The 18,195-nt window shown below is 73.0% G+C and carries 11 protein-coding genes; 8 read left to right on the forward strand and 3 right to left on the reverse strand.

Going from position 1 to position 18,195, the window contains the following annotated elements:
• Positions 1–91: 91 nt before the first annotated feature.
• Complete coding sequence (locus ACWGIF_RS19280; protein ID WP_453498869.1) at positions 92–1,084, reverse strand: DNA polymerase Y family protein; 993 nt, start codon at positions 1,082–1,084, stop codon at positions 92–94.
• 107 nt (positions 1,085–1,191) lie between these two features.
• Positions 1,192–4,935, reverse strand: a complete 3,744-nt coding sequence (locus ACWGIF_RS19285) for a DNA polymerase III subunit alpha (RefSeq protein ID WP_453498840.1) — start codon at positions 4,933–4,935, stop codon at positions 1,192–1,194.
• A 163-nt stretch (positions 4,936–5,098) separates the two neighbouring features.
• Between ACWGIF_RS19285 and ACWGIF_RS19290 the strand changes: the two genes are divergently transcribed.
• Positions 5,099–6,178, forward strand: a complete 1,080-nt coding sequence (locus tag ACWGIF_RS19290; RefSeq protein ID WP_453498843.1) for a DUF3533 domain-containing protein — start codon at positions 5,099–5,101, stop codon at positions 6,176–6,178.
• Here the strand turns inward: ACWGIF_RS19290 and ACWGIF_RS19295 are convergent.
• Positions 6,175–7,368, reverse strand: a complete 1,194-nt coding sequence (locus ACWGIF_RS19295; protein ID WP_453498846.1) for an amidohydrolase family protein — start codon at positions 7,366–7,368, stop codon at positions 6,175–6,177. The two genes, ACWGIF_RS19290 and ACWGIF_RS19295, sit on opposite strands and share 4 nt — an antisense overlap.
• On the opposite strand from ACWGIF_RS19295, the gene ACWGIF_RS19300 reads away from it, so the two are divergent.
• The 7 genes from ACWGIF_RS19300 (at position 7,358) to fxsT (ending at position 18,182) form a co-directional block, all read left to right on the forward strand.
• Entirely contained in the window at positions 7,358–7,774 is a 417-nt protein-coding gene (locus ACWGIF_RS19300) for a TetR family transcriptional regulator C-terminal domain-containing protein (RefSeq protein WP_453498849.1), read from the forward strand. The two genes, ACWGIF_RS19295 and ACWGIF_RS19300, sit on opposite strands and share 11 nt — an antisense overlap.
• Before the next feature lie 318 nt (positions 7,775–8,092).
• Entirely contained in the window at positions 8,093–8,995 is a 903-nt protein-coding gene (locus ACWGIF_RS19305) for an alpha/beta fold hydrolase (protein WP_453498852.1), read from the forward strand.
• Positions 8,996–9,464: 469 nt separating this feature from the next.
• Positions 9,465–9,629, forward strand: a complete 165-nt coding sequence (fxsA, locus tag ACWGIF_RS19310) for an FxSxx-COOH cyclophane-containing RiPP peptide (protein ID WP_453498855.1) — start codon at positions 9,465–9,467, stop codon at positions 9,627–9,629.
• Between the two features lie 29 nt (positions 9,630–9,658).
• A complete protein-coding gene (gene fxsBH, locus ACWGIF_RS19315) occupies positions 9,659–11,911 on the forward strand; it encodes a radical SAM/SPASM protein FxsBH, inactivated beta-hydroxylase extension form (protein WP_453498857.1) in 2,253 nt (750 codons plus the stop codon).
• Positions 11,908–12,756: an aminoglycoside N(3)-acetyltransferase gene (locus ACWGIF_RS19320; protein ID WP_453498859.1), complete on the forward strand. Its 849-nt coding sequence runs from the start codon at positions 11,908–11,910 to the stop codon at positions 12,754–12,756. Before fxsBH ends, ACWGIF_RS19320 begins: the two co-directional genes overlap by 4 nt.
• Positions 12,757–12,799: 43 nt before the next feature.
• Positions 12,800–14,212 carry a TIR-like protein FxsC gene (locus tag ACWGIF_RS19325; RefSeq protein WP_453498871.1) on the forward strand — a complete coding sequence of 471 codons (1,413 nt, stop codon included), beginning with the start codon at positions 12,800–12,802 and terminating at the stop codon, positions 14,210–14,212.
• Positions 14,196–18,182: an FxSxx-COOH system tetratricopeptide repeat protein gene (gene fxsT / locus ACWGIF_RS19330; protein ID WP_453498861.1), complete on the forward strand. Its 3,987-nt coding sequence runs from the start codon at positions 14,196–14,198 to the stop codon at positions 18,180–18,182. Before ACWGIF_RS19325 ends, fxsT begins: the two co-directional genes overlap by 17 nt.
• Positions 18,183–18,195: the final 13 nt, after the last annotated feature.

The following is an 18,195-nucleotide window of genomic DNA, read 5'->3' on the forward strand; positions in this document are numbered from 1 at the left end:
GCTGCTGTCGCCAAATTACGTGTGAGTAGCAACACAGGGAAGTTACGCGTCGGTAAAAACTCGCGTGTCGCGTGTGGTGCCCGACGGTCCGTCAGGCGGCAAGCGTGCCGCGGGCGATGGCCTGCGGACCGAAGCGCGCGCGAACCCGGTCGGTGACCGCCTCCAGGCGGCGGGCCTTCTCGTCCTCGGGGTCGAAACTGAGCTGCCGTGCGGCCTGTTCGGCCGCAGTCAGGTCCTCGGCGCGCAGGGACAGCGCGCGGACCCGGGCCCGCTGCAGACCGAGGCCCTCGTACAGGGCGTAGGCCGTGGCGGTCAGGGCGGCCGAGTGGGCGGTGGGTTCGGCCAGGGTGCGCGTCCGGGTGAGGGTGGTGCGGTCGGCGCAGCGGACGGTGAGCGACAGGGCCCGGCAGACCTGCCCCTGTCCCCGGTCCTGCCCTTGTGTACGAAGCCGCGCGCCGAGCTCCTCCGTCAGCGAGAGCAGGGCCCGCCGGTGCCGTACGGGATCCAGCTCGTCCCGGTCGAAGAGCCGCTCGGCGGCGATGGTGCGGGCGGCGGCGCCCGGCCGGACGGGGGTCCGGTCGATCCCGAGGGCACGCTCGTGCACCTCGCGGCCGAGCCGGGCGCCGAGGATCCGCCGCAGGGCGGCGGGCGGGGCCGCGGCGACCCGGCCGACGGAGTCGAGGCCGTAGGAGCACAGGGTGCGGGCGGCCTTGGGGCCGACCCCGTCGAGGGCGGTGACGGGCTTGCCCGCCAGGAAGTCCCGTACGGCGGCGGGCTCCTCGGGGATCACCAGGGTCGCCCCGGGCCTGGCCTCGCGGGCCGCCGCCCGCGCCAGCATGGGGTTGCCGGCCACGCCGACGGCGGCGTCCACGCCGTACAGGGCGAGGGCCCGGACCCGGATCACGGCGGCCAGCCGGCCGGCGTCGCAGCCGAAGTACCGCAGCGCGCCCCGGACGTCGGCGAGGGCGGCGTCGGGCGGCAGGGCCTGCACGGCCGGGGTGATCCCGCCGAGCAGCGCGAGCACCCCGGCGTACTCCCGCGCGCCGAGCGGCCCTCCGTCCGCGGGGTGCAGCCGCAGGCACATCACGGCCCGGCCCGCCGCCGCCGGCGGGGATTTTGGCGAGGTGCCCGGGCCGGCGGTCACCGCGGCCGTGCGGGCCCCCGCCCCCGCATCCGTGAGCCGGCCGGAGGTCATCCCGCGCTCCCGGGGCTGGAGTGCCACAGCTTGCGGCCGGTCGCGGGGCCGGTGCCGGGGGGCTGGAGGTCGGCCCAGGGGTTCATCTCGTATCCCGTGGAGAAGTGGATCCTGCGGCTTGCCCTTCGTTCGCCCGCCGTGCCGTCGCCGTCGCCGTCGGCCGCGCCTGCACCGCCGCCACCGTCACCGCCATCACCAGCACCACCTGCACCACCTGCACCACCGCCGGAGTCGGCCAGGCGGGCCGCGACCGCGTCCAGGCCGCCCGCCGCCCGCAGTTCCACCAGCTCCGCCAGGTTCCACGCCGCCGCCCCGACCACGCTCAGGCTCTGCGGGCCCCGTCGCTGCACGACACCGCGTACCAGCAGCAGGAAGGAGTGGAAGACGGTGTGCGCGCACCGCTCATGGCTGTCGTCGAAGAAGGCCAGGTCGACCAGGCCCGTCCCGTCGTCCAGGGTGGTGAAGATGACCCGCTTCCCGGACCGGATCGGCGGGGTCTGGGTGGCCGCCTTGGCCCCCGCGACCAGTACGGTCTGCCCGTGTTCGGTGTCCCGCAGCCGGCGTGCCGGGATCACTCCCAGCTCGGTCAGGAAGGCGTGGTGGTCCCCCATCAGGTGCCGCGAGGCGTCCATGCCGAGGACGCCCAGCTCGGCGCTGAGCCGCTCCGCTTCGGTGAGGTCGGGCAGCCCGATGGAGGCCGTGGACCGGCCGCCCTCCAGGGGGAGTTGGGCGCCGCCCCGTACGCCCGCCGCCCGCTGGGCGCCGTGCAGCTCGGTCAAGTGCAGCAGGAGATCGCGCCGGTTGGCGCCGAAGGAGTCCAACGCCCCGACCTGCGCCAGCCGTTCGGCGACCGGGCGCCCCGGGTGCGCCCGGTCCCAGAAGTCGCGCAGGGAGGCGTACGGCTGTCCGGCCTCGATCCGGGCCGCCTCGGCCGCGCTGATGCCGTGGACGTCGGACAGGCCGAGGCGCAGGCCCCACACCGTCAGGGAGGCACCGGAGGCGGCGGAGCCACCGTGGGCGCCGGAGGCGTCAGAGGCATCGGACACCAGTTCGATACGATGGGCGGCCGCCGACCGGTTCACGTCCAGCGGCAGCACCGGCACACCCCGCCGCCGCGCGTCCGCCAGCAGCAGCCGCTTCGGGTACATCCCCGGATCGTGGGTCAGCAGCCCGGCGTAGAAGGCCGCCGGGTGGTGCGCCTTCAGCCACGCCGACTGGTACGTGGGCACCGCGAAGGCCACCGCGTGCGCCTTGCAGAAGCCGTACGAGCCGAAGGCCTCGACGATCTCCCAGGTCCGGCCGATCACCTCCACCGGATAGCCGCGCTCGGCCGCCTTCGCCGCGAACCAGACCTTGATGCGCGCCTGCGACTGCGGGTCGGACAGCCCGCGCCGCACCCGGTCCGCCTCGTCCCGCCCGCAGCCGGTCATGACGTGCACGATCTCGATGATCTGCTCGTGGAAGACCACCACCCCGTAGGTCTCGCGCAGCGCGGCGGCCAGGTCCGGGTGCGGGAAGCGGACCGGCGCCCGCCCGTGCCGGGCCTCGATGAAGGGCCGCACCATGTCGGCGGCCACCGGCCCCGGCCGGAAGAGGGAGATGTCGACGACCAGGTCGTGGAAGGTCGACGGCTGCAGCCGTCCCACCAGATCCCGCTGGCCCGGCGATTCGATCTGGAAGCAGCCCAGCGTCTCGGCCGAACGGATCAGCTCGTACGTGGCCCGGTCGCCCGGCGGCACCTGCGCCGGGTCGTCCAGGTCGAGCTCCTCCCCCGTGCCGCGCCGGATCTCCGCGACCGCGTGCGCCATCGCGGACTGCATCCGTACGCCCAGCACGTCCAGCTTGAGCAGCCCGAGCTCCTCCACGTCGTCCTTGTCGAACTGGGACATGGGGAAGCCCTCGCCACTGGTGGGCACCACCGGGGTACGGGCCAGCAGGGAGTCGTCGGAGAGCAGCACCCCGCACGGGTGCATGGCGATCCCGCGCGGCAGCGCGTCCAGTGATTCGACGAGCTCCCACATCCGCCCGTACGCCTCCCCGCGCACCTCCTCCCGTACGCCGCGCAGTTCTGGCAGTTCCTCCAGTGCGGCGCGGGCGTCGCGGGCCCGGATGTGCGGGAAGGCCTTGGCGAGCCGGTCGGTGACGGCCGGGTCCATGGACAGGGCGGCGCCGACGTCGCGGATGGCGTGGCGGACCCGGTAGGTCTCGGGCATGGAGACGGTGGCGACGCGTTCGGCACCGAACCGGTCGATGATCCGCCGGTAGACCTCCAGCCGGCGGGCGGACTCCACGTCGATGTCGATGTCGGGCAGGACGCGCCGGCGCTTGGACAGGAAGCGCTCCATCAGCAGGCCGTGCGCGAGGGGGTCGGCGTGCGCGATGCCGAGCAGGTGGTTGACGAGGGAGCCGGCGCCGGAGCCGCGGGCGGCCACCCGGATGCCCATCTCCCGTACGTCGTCCACGACTTGGGCGACCGTCAGGAAGTACGAGGCGAAGCCGTGGTAGGCGATGATGTCGAGTTCCTGGTGCATCCGCTCCCAGTACGCGCGGTCGCCCGCGTAGCCGCGCAGCACCATGCCCGCCGAGGCGCGGGAGGCGAGGACCCGCTGGGCGCTGCGGCGGGCGGCGCCGACGAGCCGGGCTTCGGGGAAGTGCACGGAGCCGATGCCGAGGTCGTCCTCGGGATCCACGGCGCAGGCCTCGGCGGTACGCCGGGTCTCCGCGAGCAGACGCCTGGCGTCGGCGGGGCGCAGGCCGGCCGCCCGGGCGATCCGGTCGGCGGCATCGGCCATGGCGGCGGGTCCCTTGAGCCAGCGCTCGCCGGTGTCGAGGGGCCCTCGGGGGTCGACGGGGACCAGGCGGCGGGCCGCGTCGAGGACGTCGGCGACCGGGCCCTGGCCGGGGTCGGCGTAGCGGACGGCGTTCGTGAGCACGGCCGGGACGCCCTGTTCGGCGGCGAAGCCGACGGTACGGGCGGCCAGCCGGAGCGAGCCCGGCCCGGTGCCGGTGCGGCCGTGGTGGACGGCCTCCAGGCGCAGGGAGTCGCCGTAGACCTCCCGCCAGGGCGCGAGCAGCCGGGCGGCCCGGTCGGGGCGGCCCGCGGCGAGCGCCCGCCCCACCTCGGAGCCCGGCCCGAGCAGGGCGAAGACGCCCTCCCCGCGCAGGGCGTCCCAGGGCACCAGCGGGACCTCGGGGGCGCCCGCGTGGGCGGCGGTGACCATCCGGCACAGCTCGGCCCAGCCGGCGGCCCCGTCCCGGGCCAGGAAGACGGCCCGGGGGGCGGACTCGTCCACGAAGGCCCCACCCTTGACCGGGGTGCGCCGCCGGTAGGAGGCCTCGCCGGATCCGCCGCCGCCCGGGGCGTGCGCGGGGCTCCCCGCCCGCACGCCCGTACGGTCCCCCGTACGCACACCGCCCGCGGCGGGCCCGGCCGGGCCCCCCGACCCGGCCGAGCCCGCCGTGGGCGACCCGGCGGCCGCGACCGCCAGATCCACGCCGAACAGCGGCCGGATGCCCGCCTTCGCGCACGCCTTCGCGAACCGCACCGCGCCCGCAAGGGTGTCGCGGTCGGTCAGGGCGAGGGCGTCCATGTCTCGATCGGCGGCACGCTCCGCCAGCCGTTCGGGGTGCGAGCCTCCGTACCGCATGGAGAACCCCGAAACGGTGTGCAGATGCGTAAAACCAGGCACCCGCGGCCTCCTGCTTCGACTCGTGTGAACACCTCCCCCGCTCTCCACCATAGAGCAATTCGAATATCCGTGCGAAACACTTGTTCGATCACCTGAGATCACTCCGGCGTGCCTCCCGCGGACCCCGCTGCACACTCCTCCCCGCACTCCCGGAGGTCATCCATTCGGCCCGTCCCTGCTGCGTCCCGCCGCCGGTACGCCGAGCGTGTGGAACATGACCCAGCCCACCGAGAGCCCCGGCGCAGGCCCGCCCCAAGGTTTCCTCGCCGAGATCAGGGACGCCGTGACCACCCGGGCAGCCCTGCTGGTCCTGGGGGTGCTGGTCCTCCAGCTCGCCTTCATCACCTCGTACATCGGGGCCTTCCACCATCCGAAGCCCAGCGAGATCCCGATCGCCGTGGCCGCCCCCCGCGCGCCGGCGGCCGAGCAGGCCGCGCGGCAGCTCGGCGCCCTGCCCGGCAAACCGCTCGACCCCCGGGTGGTCGAGGACGGGGCCGCGGCGCTCGCCCAGGTCAGGAACCGGGACGTCGACGGCGCGCTGATCATCGACCCGGCCGGCCGGACCGACCGGCTGCTGGTCGCCTCCGGCACCGGAGCCTCGCTGTCTCAGGCGCTGGAAGAGGTCGTGGGCCGCGCCGAGCGGGCCCAGGGGCGGACCGTGCAGGTCACCGACGTGGCTCCGGCCGCCCAGGGCGACAGCCGCGGCCTGAGCGCCTTCTACCTGGTCATCGGCTGGTGCGTGGGCGGCTACCTGTGCGCCGCGATCCTCGCGATCAGCGCCGGCGCGCGGCCCGCCAACGCACACCGCGCCGTCATCCGGCTCGGCGCGCTGCTCGTGTACGCGCTCGCCGCCGGGCTGCTCGGCGCGGTCATCGCGGGCCCCGTCCTGGACGCGCTGCCCGGCAGCATCACGGGCCTGTGGGGGCTGGGCACCCTGGTGGTCTTCGCGGTCGGCGCGATCACCCTCGCCCTCCAGGGGCTGGCGGGCGTGATCGGCATCGGCCTCGCGATCCTGCTGGTCGTGGTGCTCGGCAATCCGAGCGCCGGCGGCGCGTACCCGTACCCCCTGCTGCCGCCGTTCTGGAGCACCATCGGGCCGGCTCTGCCGCCGGGCGCCGGTACGTACGCCGCGCGCTCCCTCTCGTATTTCAGCGGCAACGGCGCGGGCGGGCCGATGCTGGTGCTGGCCGCCTGGGCGGTTGCCGGCTCGGTGGTCACCGTGGCCTGCGCGGTGTTCCGCAGGGGCCGTCCGGGCGCCGCCGTGGGCAGTGGGCTCCCGGAAGAGACGGCCTAGTCCCAGAAGTCGCCGTCGTGCGGCAGGTCGGCGAAGTGGCCCGGGTCGTGGGACAGGAACACCGGGATGCCGGCCCGGGACAGCGCGCGCAGTCGCCCGTGGGTGAGCAGTTTCTCCTCGATGTTCCAGTCGCTGGGCATGGGCACGTTCCGGTCCAGTCCCTCCTGAAGGTGCGCGGCGTCCCCCATGAGGCCGATCCGTCCGTGGTGGCCGAGGTCCAGGATGACGCCCTGGTGGCCGGGCGTGTGGCCGATGGTGCGCACGATGGTGAGCGTGCCGTCCTGGAACAGGTCCAGGTCACCGCGGAGTTCGAGGAAGTCGTAGCCGCGGCCGCCCGCGTAGTCGTTGAACGCGTAGCCCCGGGCGGTCCACCGGTCCGGCCACCAGGCGTGGCGCAGTTCCTCGTGCTGGGCCACGTGCACGGCGTGCGGGAAGTAGGTCATCCCTCCGGCGTGGTCGAGGTGCAGGTGGGAGTAGACGACGTACCTGACGTCGGCGAGCCGGTAGCCGAGGCGCTCCAGCTGCGCGTCGACGGCGTGGGCCCGGGTGAACGCCTCGGCGCCGTACGCCGCCCGCAGGCCCGGACCCCAGTGGGCCTCGGCTGCCTCGGGGTCCGCCACGCGGTGGTTGACGCCTGTGTCGAAGAGGATCAGTCCGTGGGCGGCGTGCTCGATGACGGCCACCGTCGAGGGCACGGTGACCGTGCCGCTGGCCCCGTACTGGAGGCCGCTCTTCGGCATGGTGAAGGGTCCGGCGTCCACCGTCGTCATGCGCAGTCTGGCGGCCACGGGACCTCCCTGCCGAACCGGGACGCCCCCGCCGTTCGGTGGTGACGGCGCGCCCCGCCGACGCATTGCCCCTGTCCAGGCTAACCCTGAGGCGACGGGGCCACACGCCGACGGCCGGGCGCTGGACGCGGTGGACCACCTCGCCCGCCACCACCGCCGTTTCGGCGACCGTGCCGGGTTCTCGTCCACCGGGACGGCGAGGATGTCCCGGGACAGGACCACGAAGTCCGCCGCCTTGCCCACCGTCAGCGAACCGCGCTCCTGCTCCAGGAAGTTGGCGCGGGCCGAGCCCATCGTGTAGCCGTGCACCGCCGTCTCCACGTCCACCGTCTCGGCCGGCTGCCAGGCCGGTCCTCCGCCGGACAGCGGGCGGCGGGTCACCGCCGTGTAGATGCCGACCATCGGGTCCATATCCGCCGGAGAACGCCGCGCGCCGCTGGGCCGCCGGCGGGTCGCCGCCCCGCGCAAGCTCGACCTGTTCCTGGAGCTCTACCTCCCGCTGGGGCCGCGCGACCCGCGCTGGACCCTGTGGATCGAACTGTGGGCCCGCACCGCCTCCAACGAGCCGCTCAAGGCCGCGCAGGAGGAGATCGACGACGGCTGGCAGCGCGACCTGGAGGCGCTATTGGCCAAGGGTGTGGGCCAGGGCCGCTTCGCCGCCTTCGACGTGCCCGCCCGGGCCTCGGAGCTGCTCGCCCTTCTGGACGGACTGAGCACCCGGGTGGTGCTGGGCCGGCGCGGAGCGGACCGCGCCGGGGCCCTGGAGCGGGCCCGTTCGGCGGCGGCCGCACTGGTGCCCCGCGCCTGACCTCCGGAGGACCGGCGATCCGCATTTCCCACGATCCTGCCCGGTTCCCGCAATTCCACGCAAAAAGCGGAAGCCGCGGTGCCGAAAAAGTCCATTCGGGGAGAGCGAAGGCTGTTCACGACCATTCACGCCTGGTTCACGCCCGTTCACGCCCCCTAGGACAGCTCCTTGACCTGGGCATATGCGGGCGCCGGAAAAGCCTCTTCCCACTCGAGAAAACTTTCACAAGAATTTCGCCCAGAGTGCGCCCTACCGCGCTCCTCCCCCAGCGAGCACAATCGCCGTGACGACTCACACCGATCGTGAGGGAGGGAGCGCGTGCGCAATCAGGTGCGCACAGCGGACGGCCGCGCTCTGACCGTGGAGCGCAGGGGCGATCCGGACGGCAAGCCCGTCTTCCTGCTCCACGGCATGCCGGGCAGCCGCCTCGGCCCGGCCCCCCGGGGCATGGTCCTCTACCAGCGCCGGATGCAGCTCATCGCCTACGACAGACCCGGCTACGGCGGCTCCGACCGCCATCCGGGCCGCACCGTCGCCGACGTGGCCCAGGACGTGGCCGCCGTCGCCGACGCCCTCGGCCTGGACACCTTCGCGGTGGCCGGCCGCTCCGGCGGCGCCGCCGGAGCACTGGCCTGCGCCGCCCTGCTCCCGGACCGGGTCACCCGGACCGCGGCGATGGTCGGCCTGGCCCCCCGGGACGCGGAGGACCTGGACTGGTTCGCCGGGATGGCCGCGTCGAACGTGAGGGAGTACACCACCGCCTCCGCCGATCCCGAGGAGCTGGCGGCCCGGCTGATCCCCCGCGCCGACGGCATCCGCAAGGACCCCGGCCGACTGCTGGACGAGCTGCGCCGGGAGCTGACCGCCAACGACCGCATGATCGTTTCGGACGCCGGCCTGCGGTCGATGCTGCTGCGGAACTACCGCGAGGGGCTGCGCCATTCGGCGTACGGCTGGATCGACGACGTCCTGGCCTTCAGCCGCCCCTGGGGCTTCGACCCGGCCGACATCCGCTGCCCGGTGCTGATCTGGCACGGGGAACTGGACGTGTTCTCCCCCGTGGGCCACTCCCGCTGGCTGGCCCGCCGCATCCCGGGCGCCACCACCACCATCGAGCCGGCCGCCGCGCACTTCGCGGCCCTGCGCGCACTGCCCGACGTACTGAACTGGCTGCTGCGCGACCTGCCCGCGCCCGACCTCAGCGAGCAGCAGCCCGCCTGACGGACACGGCCTGACTCCCCCGCCTGCATGTAAGTTTGACCGGACATCACGTCCCGGTCGGCCAAGGGGTGGGCGGCCGCCCCGGCCGGTACGGCGAGCACTTCGCCGAGCCGCGACCGGACCGCCGGGCAGGCCTCGTCCGGCGGACCGCCGGGCGGATCACCGGGCAGACCGCCGGGCGGGCCGCGTTCGCCCAGGCCACGGGCCTGTCGCAGATCCCGGTGCCACCGGACGTCCCGCCCGGGGGCGCCGGGCCGGGTCCGGCGCCGGGAGAAATGGATCTTGCCGTCCGGCGAACGGCCGAATAAGCCACGCCGGGAAATACGCCGTGCTTGCCATAGAACGGTTGACCAGGCGTCATGTCTCGGTTGCCAATGGGGTGTGGCCGAGTAAAGTCCACGCTTGACGGCAGCGCGTCGCTGTTGTCATTCACATGCCCATTCCACATGGCTTCCCCAAGGACGGTGTCGTGAACACTTCCGCAACCCCCGCGACCAGCACGGTCAAGGCCCGCCGGGTCCCGCTCGCCAAGATCGACGTCCACACCGCGTCCGCGGCCACGACGCTCGGTCGCGTGCTCCCGGCCGAATCCGGTCGCCCGGTTCAGACTCCGATCTTCAACTCCGCGCTCTGACACCGAAGTAAGCGCTCTAGACTGGTGGAATGACCGGCCTGATCGCATTTCGCGAGATCGTCCTGAAAGTTCACAGCAGATGCGATCTTGCTTGTGATCATTGCTATGTCTACGAACACGCAGATCAGAGCTGGCGAGCCCGGCCGAAAGTGATCTCCCCCGAGGCTATTTCGCAGACCGCGTCGCGGCTCGCCGAACATGCCCGTGACCATGCACTCCCCTCCGTCACGGTGATTCTTCACGGAGGGGAACCCTTGTTGGCGGGCACCGCCCGGCTCCGCCTCGTGTGCGAGGAGTTCAGCCGGGCGCTCACCGGGATCGCCGCCCTCGATCTGCGGATCCACACCAACGGGCTCCAGCTCACCACCCGTTACCTCGACCTCTTCGACGAGTTCGGCGTCCGGGTCGGCGTCTCCCTCGACGGGGACCGCGCCGCGAACGACCGCCACCGCCGCTTCGCGGACGGCCGTACGAGCCACCCGCTGGTCCTGGCCGCCGTCGCCCGGCTCCGCTCGGCGCCCTACCGCCACCTGTACCAGGGCCTGCTCTGTACCGTGGACGTGGCCAACGATCCCGTCGCCGTGCTGGACGCGCTCGTCGAACTGGAGCCCCCGCGCATCGACTTCCTCCTCCCGCACGCCACCTGGGAGACGCCCCCGGCCCGCCCCGACGGCGCCCCCGACGCGTACGCGCGCTGGCTGCTGCGGATCTTCGACCACTGGGAGCGGCTGGGGCGCCCGGTGCCCGTACGGCTCTTCGAGTCCCTGCTCTCCACCCTGCGCGGCGGGCCCAGCCTCACCGAGTCCCTCGGGCTCGCGCCCACGGACCTCGTCGTCGTCGAGACCGACGGGACCCTGGAGCAGGTGGACTCGCTCAAGAGCGCCTTCGAGGGGGCCGCGGCCACCGGTTACAACGTCTTCGACCATGCGTTTGACCAGGTGGCGGCCCATCCCGGGGTCCGGGCCCGGCAGCTGGGCCTCGCGGGTGTCAGCGCCTCGTGCCGCCGGTGCCCCGTCGTACGTTCGTGCGGAGGCGGGCTCTACACCCACCGCTACCGCGACCGCAACGGCTTCGACAACCCCTCCGTGTACTGCACCGACCTGCGCGAGCTCGTGGACGGCGTCGAGGGCCGCACGGCGCTGCGGGAGACCGCCCCGCAGCTGTCCGACCCGGCCGAACTGGCCCGTTCGCAGGAGGAGCTGACCCGGATCCTGCTGGCCCGGCTGCACGCGGACCTCGCCGCCGAGCCCGGCTGGGCGCGCGCCTGGGAGCTGCTGGCCGCCGTGGAGCAGGCCGGGGAGGCGGGCGCGGACGCGCTGGACGCCGTACTGGACCACCCCTTCACGCGGACCTGGGTGCTGGCGTCCCTGGACGCAGCCCGCGAGGGCACGCAGGACGCCGCGGAGGCGGCGCGCAGGCTGACCGCGCTGGCCGTCGCGGCGGTCCTGCGCGGCGGGCTGGACCTGCCGGCCGAGGTGGTCTACCGGGACGGCGAGGTGTACCTGCCGACGCTGGGCCTGCTGCGGCTCGGGGAGCCCGGCACGGAGGGCAGGGCCGCGCTGCACGTCACGGACGAGGGGTACGCCGTACGGGACGGCCGCGCCGAGCACCGCTTCGGACCGGCGGCGGGTGACGCCCGCTGGCAGCCCGTACGCACCTGGTCGCCCGGGCCGGACACGGCCCCGGTGGCGCTGGAGGACCTCGACCCGTTCCGCAACTGCTTCGCGCGCCCGCCCAGGCTCCGCCTCGGCGCCGGCGAGGCCGAGGAGTGGCGGGGCAGGCTGAACCGGGCGTGGGCGCTGCTGCACCGGGCGGTGCCCGAGTTCGCCCGGGCGGCGGCCGTCGGGCTGACCACGCTGACCCCGCTCGCGGGCGGCCCGCGGTCCGGCGACTGGGGCGAGGCGGGCCGGCACGGGCCGGGGGCGCTCGGGGTGCCGTACGCGGCCGGGGTACGGGAGACCGCTCTCGCGCTGCTGACCGGGCGGCGGCGGACCCGGCTGCGGGCCTTGACCGAGGTGGCCGACCTGTACGCGCTGGACGGTCAGTGGCAGCACCCCTCGCCGTGGCGGGAGCGACCCGTCCCGGTGTCCCGGCTGCTGGCCGACGTGCACGAGCGGGTGGCGGTGGAGGCGTACCGGCGGGCCACCGCGGCCCCCGAGCCGGGCGGCTCGGACCGGATCCACCAGGCCCTGGACCGCCTTTCGGAAGCGGCCGAACTCACCATCACCGGCAAGCGCCTCGTCGCCGAGCTGCGCTATGAACTGAAGACGGTCGACGCATGACCGCCCCCTCTCCCGCCCCGGCTGCCGCGGGGCCGGGGCGGGACCGCAGCGGCCCCGGGACCCTCCAGCTGGCGGTGCAGCTGCGGCTGCTGGGGGTCCGGCCCGGGATGCGGCTCATGGTGCACGCGGCCCTGGGCGGGACCGGTCTGCGCGCGGAGCGGCTGCGCGACGCCCTGACGGGCGTCCTCGGCCCGCGCGGCACCCTGGTGGTGCCCGCGTTCACCCCGGAGAACTCCAGGACCTCCAGCGCCCATCTGGAGCGGATCGCCGGCCTGGACGAGTCCGAGTTGCGGAGCTTCCTCGACGCGATGCCCCCCTTCGACCCGGCCGGCACCCCGAGTCAGGGCATGGGCTGCCTCGCCGAGGCCGTCCGCACCGCGCCGGGCGCCGCCCGCAGCGCCCACCCGCAGACCTCTTTCGCCGCGCTCGGCGCCGACGCGGAGCGGCTCTGTTCCGGACACCGCCCGGAAAGCCACATGGGTGAGGAGTCGCCCCTGGGAAAGCTGTGCTGGGAGGGCGGGCAGGTACTCATGATCAATGTGGGGTTTTCGGTCTGCAGCGCTTTCCATCTCGCGGAGTATCGAATTCCGAAGCCCCCCTTGCGCATGTACGAGTGTGTGGTGAAGGTGAACCTTCCGGAGGGTCCGCAAGGGCGCCGGCAGGAGGGGGAGTGGACCGCATACGAGGACGTCGCACTGGATGACAGCGATTTCGCGGAGATCGGCAGGACGTTCCCGGACTCCCGGGTGCGCAGGGGGCGGGTGGGAGGGGCGTCGACCATGCTCTTCTCCCTCCCGGATGCCGTCGATCACGCCGTTGAGTGGATGACCGAAAACAGACGCTGATTGACTGAACGATGAGGGGATGTGGCGAAGCAGCTCCGGAATGATGTTTCTTCGCTCGCATCTTCGGGACGGGGGTCGTGTGCCCGCATCAGGGGAGCCTTACTTTTTTCTCAGTTACGCACATACACCGAGGTTCGGGCCCGGGGGGCCGGACCCGGACATGTGGGTCGAGCGCCTCTTCCGTGATCTCTGCGGTCACGTCATGGCGCTGACGGATCTGCGTGCCGGGTACGACGTCGGGTTCATGGACCGGGAGATACGCAGCGGCGAGGGCTGGTCGGAACGGCTCGCCCGGGCACTCGCCAACTGCCGGGTCTTCGTTCCCCTGTTCTCGCCGCGGTACTTCGCCAGCGAGATGTGCGGGAAGGAGTGGTTCGCCTTCGCGCAGCGCGCCGTCCAGCACGGCGCGGTCAGCAACAAGCAGGCCGAGGCCATCGTGCCCGCCTTATGGGTGCCGGTGCCCCCGGAGCAGCTTCCGGGCCCCGCCGAGCGGTTGCAGTTCAACCACAACACCTTCGGGGAGCGCTACGTCACCGACGGGCTGTACGGCCTGATCAAGCTGCGCGGCTATGCCGAGCAGTACGAGCAGGCCGTGTACGAGCTCGCCCGGCGCATCGTCCAGGTCGCCCAGACCCCCCTCGCCCCGATCCGCCCGCTGGACTACCGGAACGTACCGAGCGCCTTCGGCGCCAGCGGCAGCCCCGCCCGGACGTTGCACGTGACCGTGGCCGCCGCCTCCCGGCACGACCTGCCCGAGGGCCGCACCCCCGAGTACTACGGGGACTCCGCGCTGGACTGGAACCCGTACCACCCGGTCGCCCAGCGGCCCATCGCCTACGTCGCCGAGGACCTGGTCAAGAACCTCAACTACCAGACCACGATGTCCTCCTTCGACGACGAGGCCGGACACGTCGTCGACAGCAAACAGCTGCCGACCCGGCCGGAGATCCTGATCGTCGACCGCTGGGCGGTGGAGGACGAGCAGCGGCGCCGACGGCTGGCCGCCTTCGACAGGGACCCCCGGCCGTGGGTCAACGTGGTCGTGCCGTGGAACCGCTACGACCACCAGAGCCGGTCGAAGGAGAGCGAGCTGGCCGACCGGCTGGAGGAGACCATGCCGAAGACGATGAGCCAGGGCCGGGCCGCCTGCCGGGCCGCCGCCAACGGCGTCGCCAACGTGGAGACACTCGGCCAGATCCTGCCGCAGGTGGTCGAGGCCGCCGCCCAGCAGTTCCTCAGACACGCCCAGCCGTATCCGCCGAAGGGCGAATCGCCCATCGACCGGCCCCGGTTGCTCGGGCCGATGGGGATGAACGGGCCGCCCGGGCCGCCACCGCCGCGTGTCCCCTTCCCGCCCGACGCCGACAGGCACCGGGCGGAACTGCAGGACACCGGCCTCCACGACAACCACGACAACGACACCGACCGGGGGGACGCGGATGACAGCGAGTCGTGACAGCGACAGCCGTGACGGACGCATCGTCACCTTCTACTCGTACAAGGGCGGCACGGGCCGCACCATGGCGCTGGCCAACACCGCATGGATCCTGGCCGCCAACGGCAAGCGGGTCCTCGCCGTGGACTGGGACCTGGAGGCCCCGGGCCTGCACCGCTTCTTCCACCCCTTCCTGGACCCCTCCACGCTGGGGGCCACCACCGGGGTCATCGACCTGATCAGCGAGTACGCCTGGGCCGCGACCAGCCCGGTGCAGCGCGCCGACGACTGGCACAAGGACTACGCGCGGATACAGCCGCACGCCGTCTCGCTCACCCCGGAGACCCACGGCTGGGAGTTCCCGGACGGCGGCACCCTGGACTTCGTCTCGGCGGGCCGGCAGAACCGCGAGTACTCCGCGACCGTCTCGACCTTCGACTGGGACAACTTCTACGACCGGCTCGGCGGCGGCCTCTTCTTCGACGCCTTACGCGCCGACATGAAGAGGAACTACGACTACGTCCTGATCGACAGCCGTACCGGCCTGTCCGACATCGCGGACATCTGCACCGTCCACCTCCCGGACGTCCTCGTCGACTGCTTCACCCTGTCCGACCAGTCCATCGACGGCGCGGCGTCCGTCGCCCGCCAGATCGACGAGCGGTTCAACGACCGCGGCATCAAGATCTACCCGGTGCCGATGCGCATCGACGAGGGCGAGAAGGAGAAGGCCGACGCGGGCCGGGCGCTGGCCCGGATCAAGTTCGACCGCTTCCCGAACGGTCTGATCGGGGACGACCTCACCTCCTACTGGGGCGCGGTGGAGATCCCGTACCGGCCCTACTACGCCTACGAGGAGACCCTCGCCACCTTCGGCGACGAGGCCGGGCTCACCAACTCCCTGCTCTCCGCCTTCGAGCGGCTGACCACGGTGGTCACCGAGGGCGAGATCACCTCCATGCCGGCCATCGGCGAGGAGGTCCGCCTGCGCATCAGGGACGCCTTCACCCGGCGCCGCCCGGCACTGCCCGCCGACCTGTTCCTCTCCTACGTCGCCGAGAACCGGATGTGGGCCGACTGGATCGAGTCGGTGCTCACCCGGGCGGGTTTCCGGGTCGTGCCCCGGGACGTCTCGGCCGAGCGGGCGCCCGCGACGTTCTCCGCCGGGGACACCCTCGGCGGTACGGGCGTCAGCATCGACACCGCCGCCCGGACCGTGGTGCTGCTCTCCACGGCCTACCTCAAGTCGGCGCGGGCCGTGGACGTGTGGGAGCGCGCGGCCGCCGAGGACCCGACCGGGGGACGGCGCCAGCTGGTGCCGCTCAGGGTGGGCGACGTACGGCTCTCCACGCCCTACATCGACCGCAACCCGGTGGACCTGTTCCGGCTCGACGAGGTGCACGCCACCACCGCCCTGCTGCGCGCGGTGGAGCGGCCGATGGCCCTGCCCGACAGCGTCGGCAGCGCCTCCCAGCCCGGCCCCCGCTTCCCGGGGACGGTCCCGAAGATCTGGAACGCGCCGCCCCGCAACCCCGGATTCACCGGGCGCAGCATCGTGCTGGAGCGGATGCGCGACCAGCTCGGCGGGGGCATGGCCGTGGTGCTTCCGCAGCCGCAGACCCTGTTCGGGCTCGGCGGCGTCGGAAAGACCCAGGTGGCGCTGGAGTACGTGCACCGCTTCATGGCCGACTACGACCTGGTGTGGTGGATCTCCTCGGAGCAGACCGACGACGTGGTCGCGGCCCTCGCGGAGCTGGCCGTACGCCTGGGTGTGCAGACCGGCGAGGACATGGCGTCCGCCTCCCAGGAGGCGATCGACCTGTTGAGGCGCGGGGTTCCCTCCTCGCGCTGGCTGCTGGTCTTCGACAACGCGGACGATCCCGAGACGCTCAAGCGGTTCTTCCCGCCGGGCGGCCCGGGCCACGTACTGGTGACCTCCCGCAACCAGTCCTGGTCCCAGTACGGCGATGCGCTCCCGGTGGACGTGTTCCTGCGCGAGGAGTCCATCGAGCACCTTCAGCGCCGGGCCCCCGGGCTCAGCAAGGACGACGCCGAGCAGGTGGCGGTGGCGGTGGGCGACCTGCCGCTGGCCGTCGAGCAGGCGGGTGCCTGGATCGCGGAGACGGCGACCCCGGTGTCCGCCTACATCGAGCAGCTGGCCCAGCAGGCCGCCCGCGTGCTGGGCCTGAACCAGCCGCCGGGATATCCGGAGCCGGTGGCCGCCACCTGGAACATCTCCATAGAACGGCTGCAGTCCCGCTCGCCGGCCGCCGTCCGGCTGCTGCAGCTCTGCGCCTTCCTCGCGCCCGAGCCGATCTCCGCGAATCTGCTCTACAGCAAGGAGATGATCGACGCCCTCAAGCCCTACGACGCCTCGTTGCAGGAGAAGCTGGTGCTCGGCCGGGTGATCCGGGAGATCGGCCGGTTCGCGCTGGCCAAGGTCGACCAGGTCAGCAACAGCATCCAGGTGCACCGGCTGGTCCAGGCCGTGATCCGGTCCCAGATGCCGGAGGAGGAGCAGCGGGAGGCCCGGCACGCCGTCCACCGGATCCTGGCCGGGGCCCGCCCTGACGACGACGAGCCGATCGACAACCCGGACACCTGGCCGCGGTTCAACACCATCTGGTCGCACCTGACCCCGTCCGAGGCCCGGTACTGCAAGGAGCCGGAGACGCGCCGGCTGTTGATCGACCGGGTCCGCTACCTCTGGAAGCGCGGCGACTTCAAGGCCGCGTACGCGCTCGGCGAAGAGCTGCGGGAAGCCTGGAAGGAGATGCTGGGCAACGACGACCTGCAGTACCTGTACCTGCGCTTCCACCTGTCGAACATCCTGCGCTCGCAGGGGCGGTTCGTGGAGGCCAAGGAGCTGGACGAGGTCACGCTGGAGCGGCAGCGGGCCGTCCTCGGCCCCTCGCACCCGCACACGTACATGACCATGAGCGGTCTGGCCAACACCCTGGGCGCGCTGGGCCAGTACGCCGAGGCGATGCGGCTGGCGACCGACGCGCACGAGGGCTTCAGCCAGATCTTCCACGAGGCGCACCCGCGCACCCTGGCCGCCGCGAACAACCTGGCGCTGAACCTGCGGCTGGTCGGCCAGTACACCAGAGCCCGCGAGATCGACCAGGAGGTGCACGACCTGCGCACGGAGGTGCTCGGGCCGGAGCACCCGTACACCCTGTCCTCCGCGCAGAACCTCGCCCGCGACCTGCGCGAGGTGGGGCGGTACGAGGACTCGGTGCAGCTGCTCAGCCGGACGTACGACACGTACAAGCGGACGCTGGGGCGGGCCTTCCCGGGCACCCTGTCGGCCGCGAAGAACCTGGCCGTGTCGCTGCGCCGGGCGGGCCAGCTGGAGGACGCCTTCCGGCTGACCACGGCCACCCGGGCCCGCTACCGGGCCAAGTACACCTCCGTCAACCCGGACCTGCTGTCCTGCGAACTGAACCTGGCCTCCGATCTGTTCGCGACCGGGGACCCGGGCGGGGCGCGGGACCTGGCGCAGGAGGTCGTGGACGAGTACATGAAGGTGCCGGGCGAGCGGCACCCGTACACCCTGGCGGCCGTCAACAACCTGGCGGTCTTCCACTGGGGCACGGGTGCGGCGGAGACGGCGGAGACCATGCTGCGCCAGACGATCCGGCTGATGCGGGACGTGCTCGGCGACAACCATCCGCACACGGTCTTCGCCAACCTCAACCTGGCCAACGCCCGGGCCGACCTGGGCGATCCGGAGGGCGCGCTGGAGCTGGAGCGCCTCGCGGTGATGCGGCTGCGCGAGGCGCTCGGGGCGCACCATCCCGAGACCCTGGCGAGCACCTCGAACATGGCGATCAGCCTGGATTCGATGGGCCGCAAGGAGGAGGCGGCCCGCCTGCGGGCGGAGGCGGTGTCCGAGCTGACCCGGCTGCTCGGCGAGGAGCACAGCCTGGCCCGCTACGCCCGCGACGAGCGGCGGATCCACCGCGATCTGGAGCCTCTCGCCGTGTGATCCGACGGAGGGC

The sequence above is a fragment of the Streptomyces sp. NPDC054849 genome (assembly GCF_053610945.1).

Excerpts from the sequence above, each read along its gene's own strand:
- ACWGIF_RS19285 (WP_453498840.1), bottom strand. The coding sequence starts at position 4,935 with ATGGTGGAGAGCGGGGGAGGTGTTCACACGAGTCGAAGCAGGAGGCCG.
- ACWGIF_RS19325 (WP_453498871.1), top strand. The coding sequence starts at position 12,800 with ATGTTTCTTCGCTCGCATCTTCGGGACGGGGGTCGTGTGCCCGCATCA.
- ACWGIF_RS19295 (WP_453498846.1), bottom strand. The coding sequence starts at position 7,368 with ATGGTCGGCATCTACACGGCGGTGACCCGCCGCCCGCTGTCCGGCGGA.
- ACWGIF_RS19320 (WP_453498859.1), top strand. The coding sequence starts at position 11,908 with ATGACCGCCCCCTCTCCCGCCCCGGCTGCCGCGGGGCCGGGGCGGGAC.
- ACWGIF_RS19300 (WP_453498849.1), top strand. The coding sequence starts at position 7,358 with ATGCCGACCATCGGGTCCATATCCGCCGGAGAACGCCGCGCGCCGCTG.
- ACWGIF_RS19280 (WP_453498869.1), bottom strand. The coding sequence starts at position 1,084 with ATGTGCCTGCGGCTGCACCCCGCGGACGGAGGGCCGCTCGGCGCGCGG.
- ACWGIF_RS19290 (WP_453498843.1), top strand. The coding sequence starts at position 5,099 with ATGACCCAGCCCACCGAGAGCCCCGGCGCAGGCCCGCCCCAAGGTTTC.
- fxsT (WP_453498861.1), top strand. The coding sequence starts at position 14,196 with ATGACAGCGAGTCGTGACAGCGACAGCCGTGACGGACGCATCGTCACC.
- fxsBH (WP_453498857.1), top strand. The coding sequence starts at position 9,659 with ATGACCGGCCTGATCGCATTTCGCGAGATCGTCCTGAAAGTTCACAGC.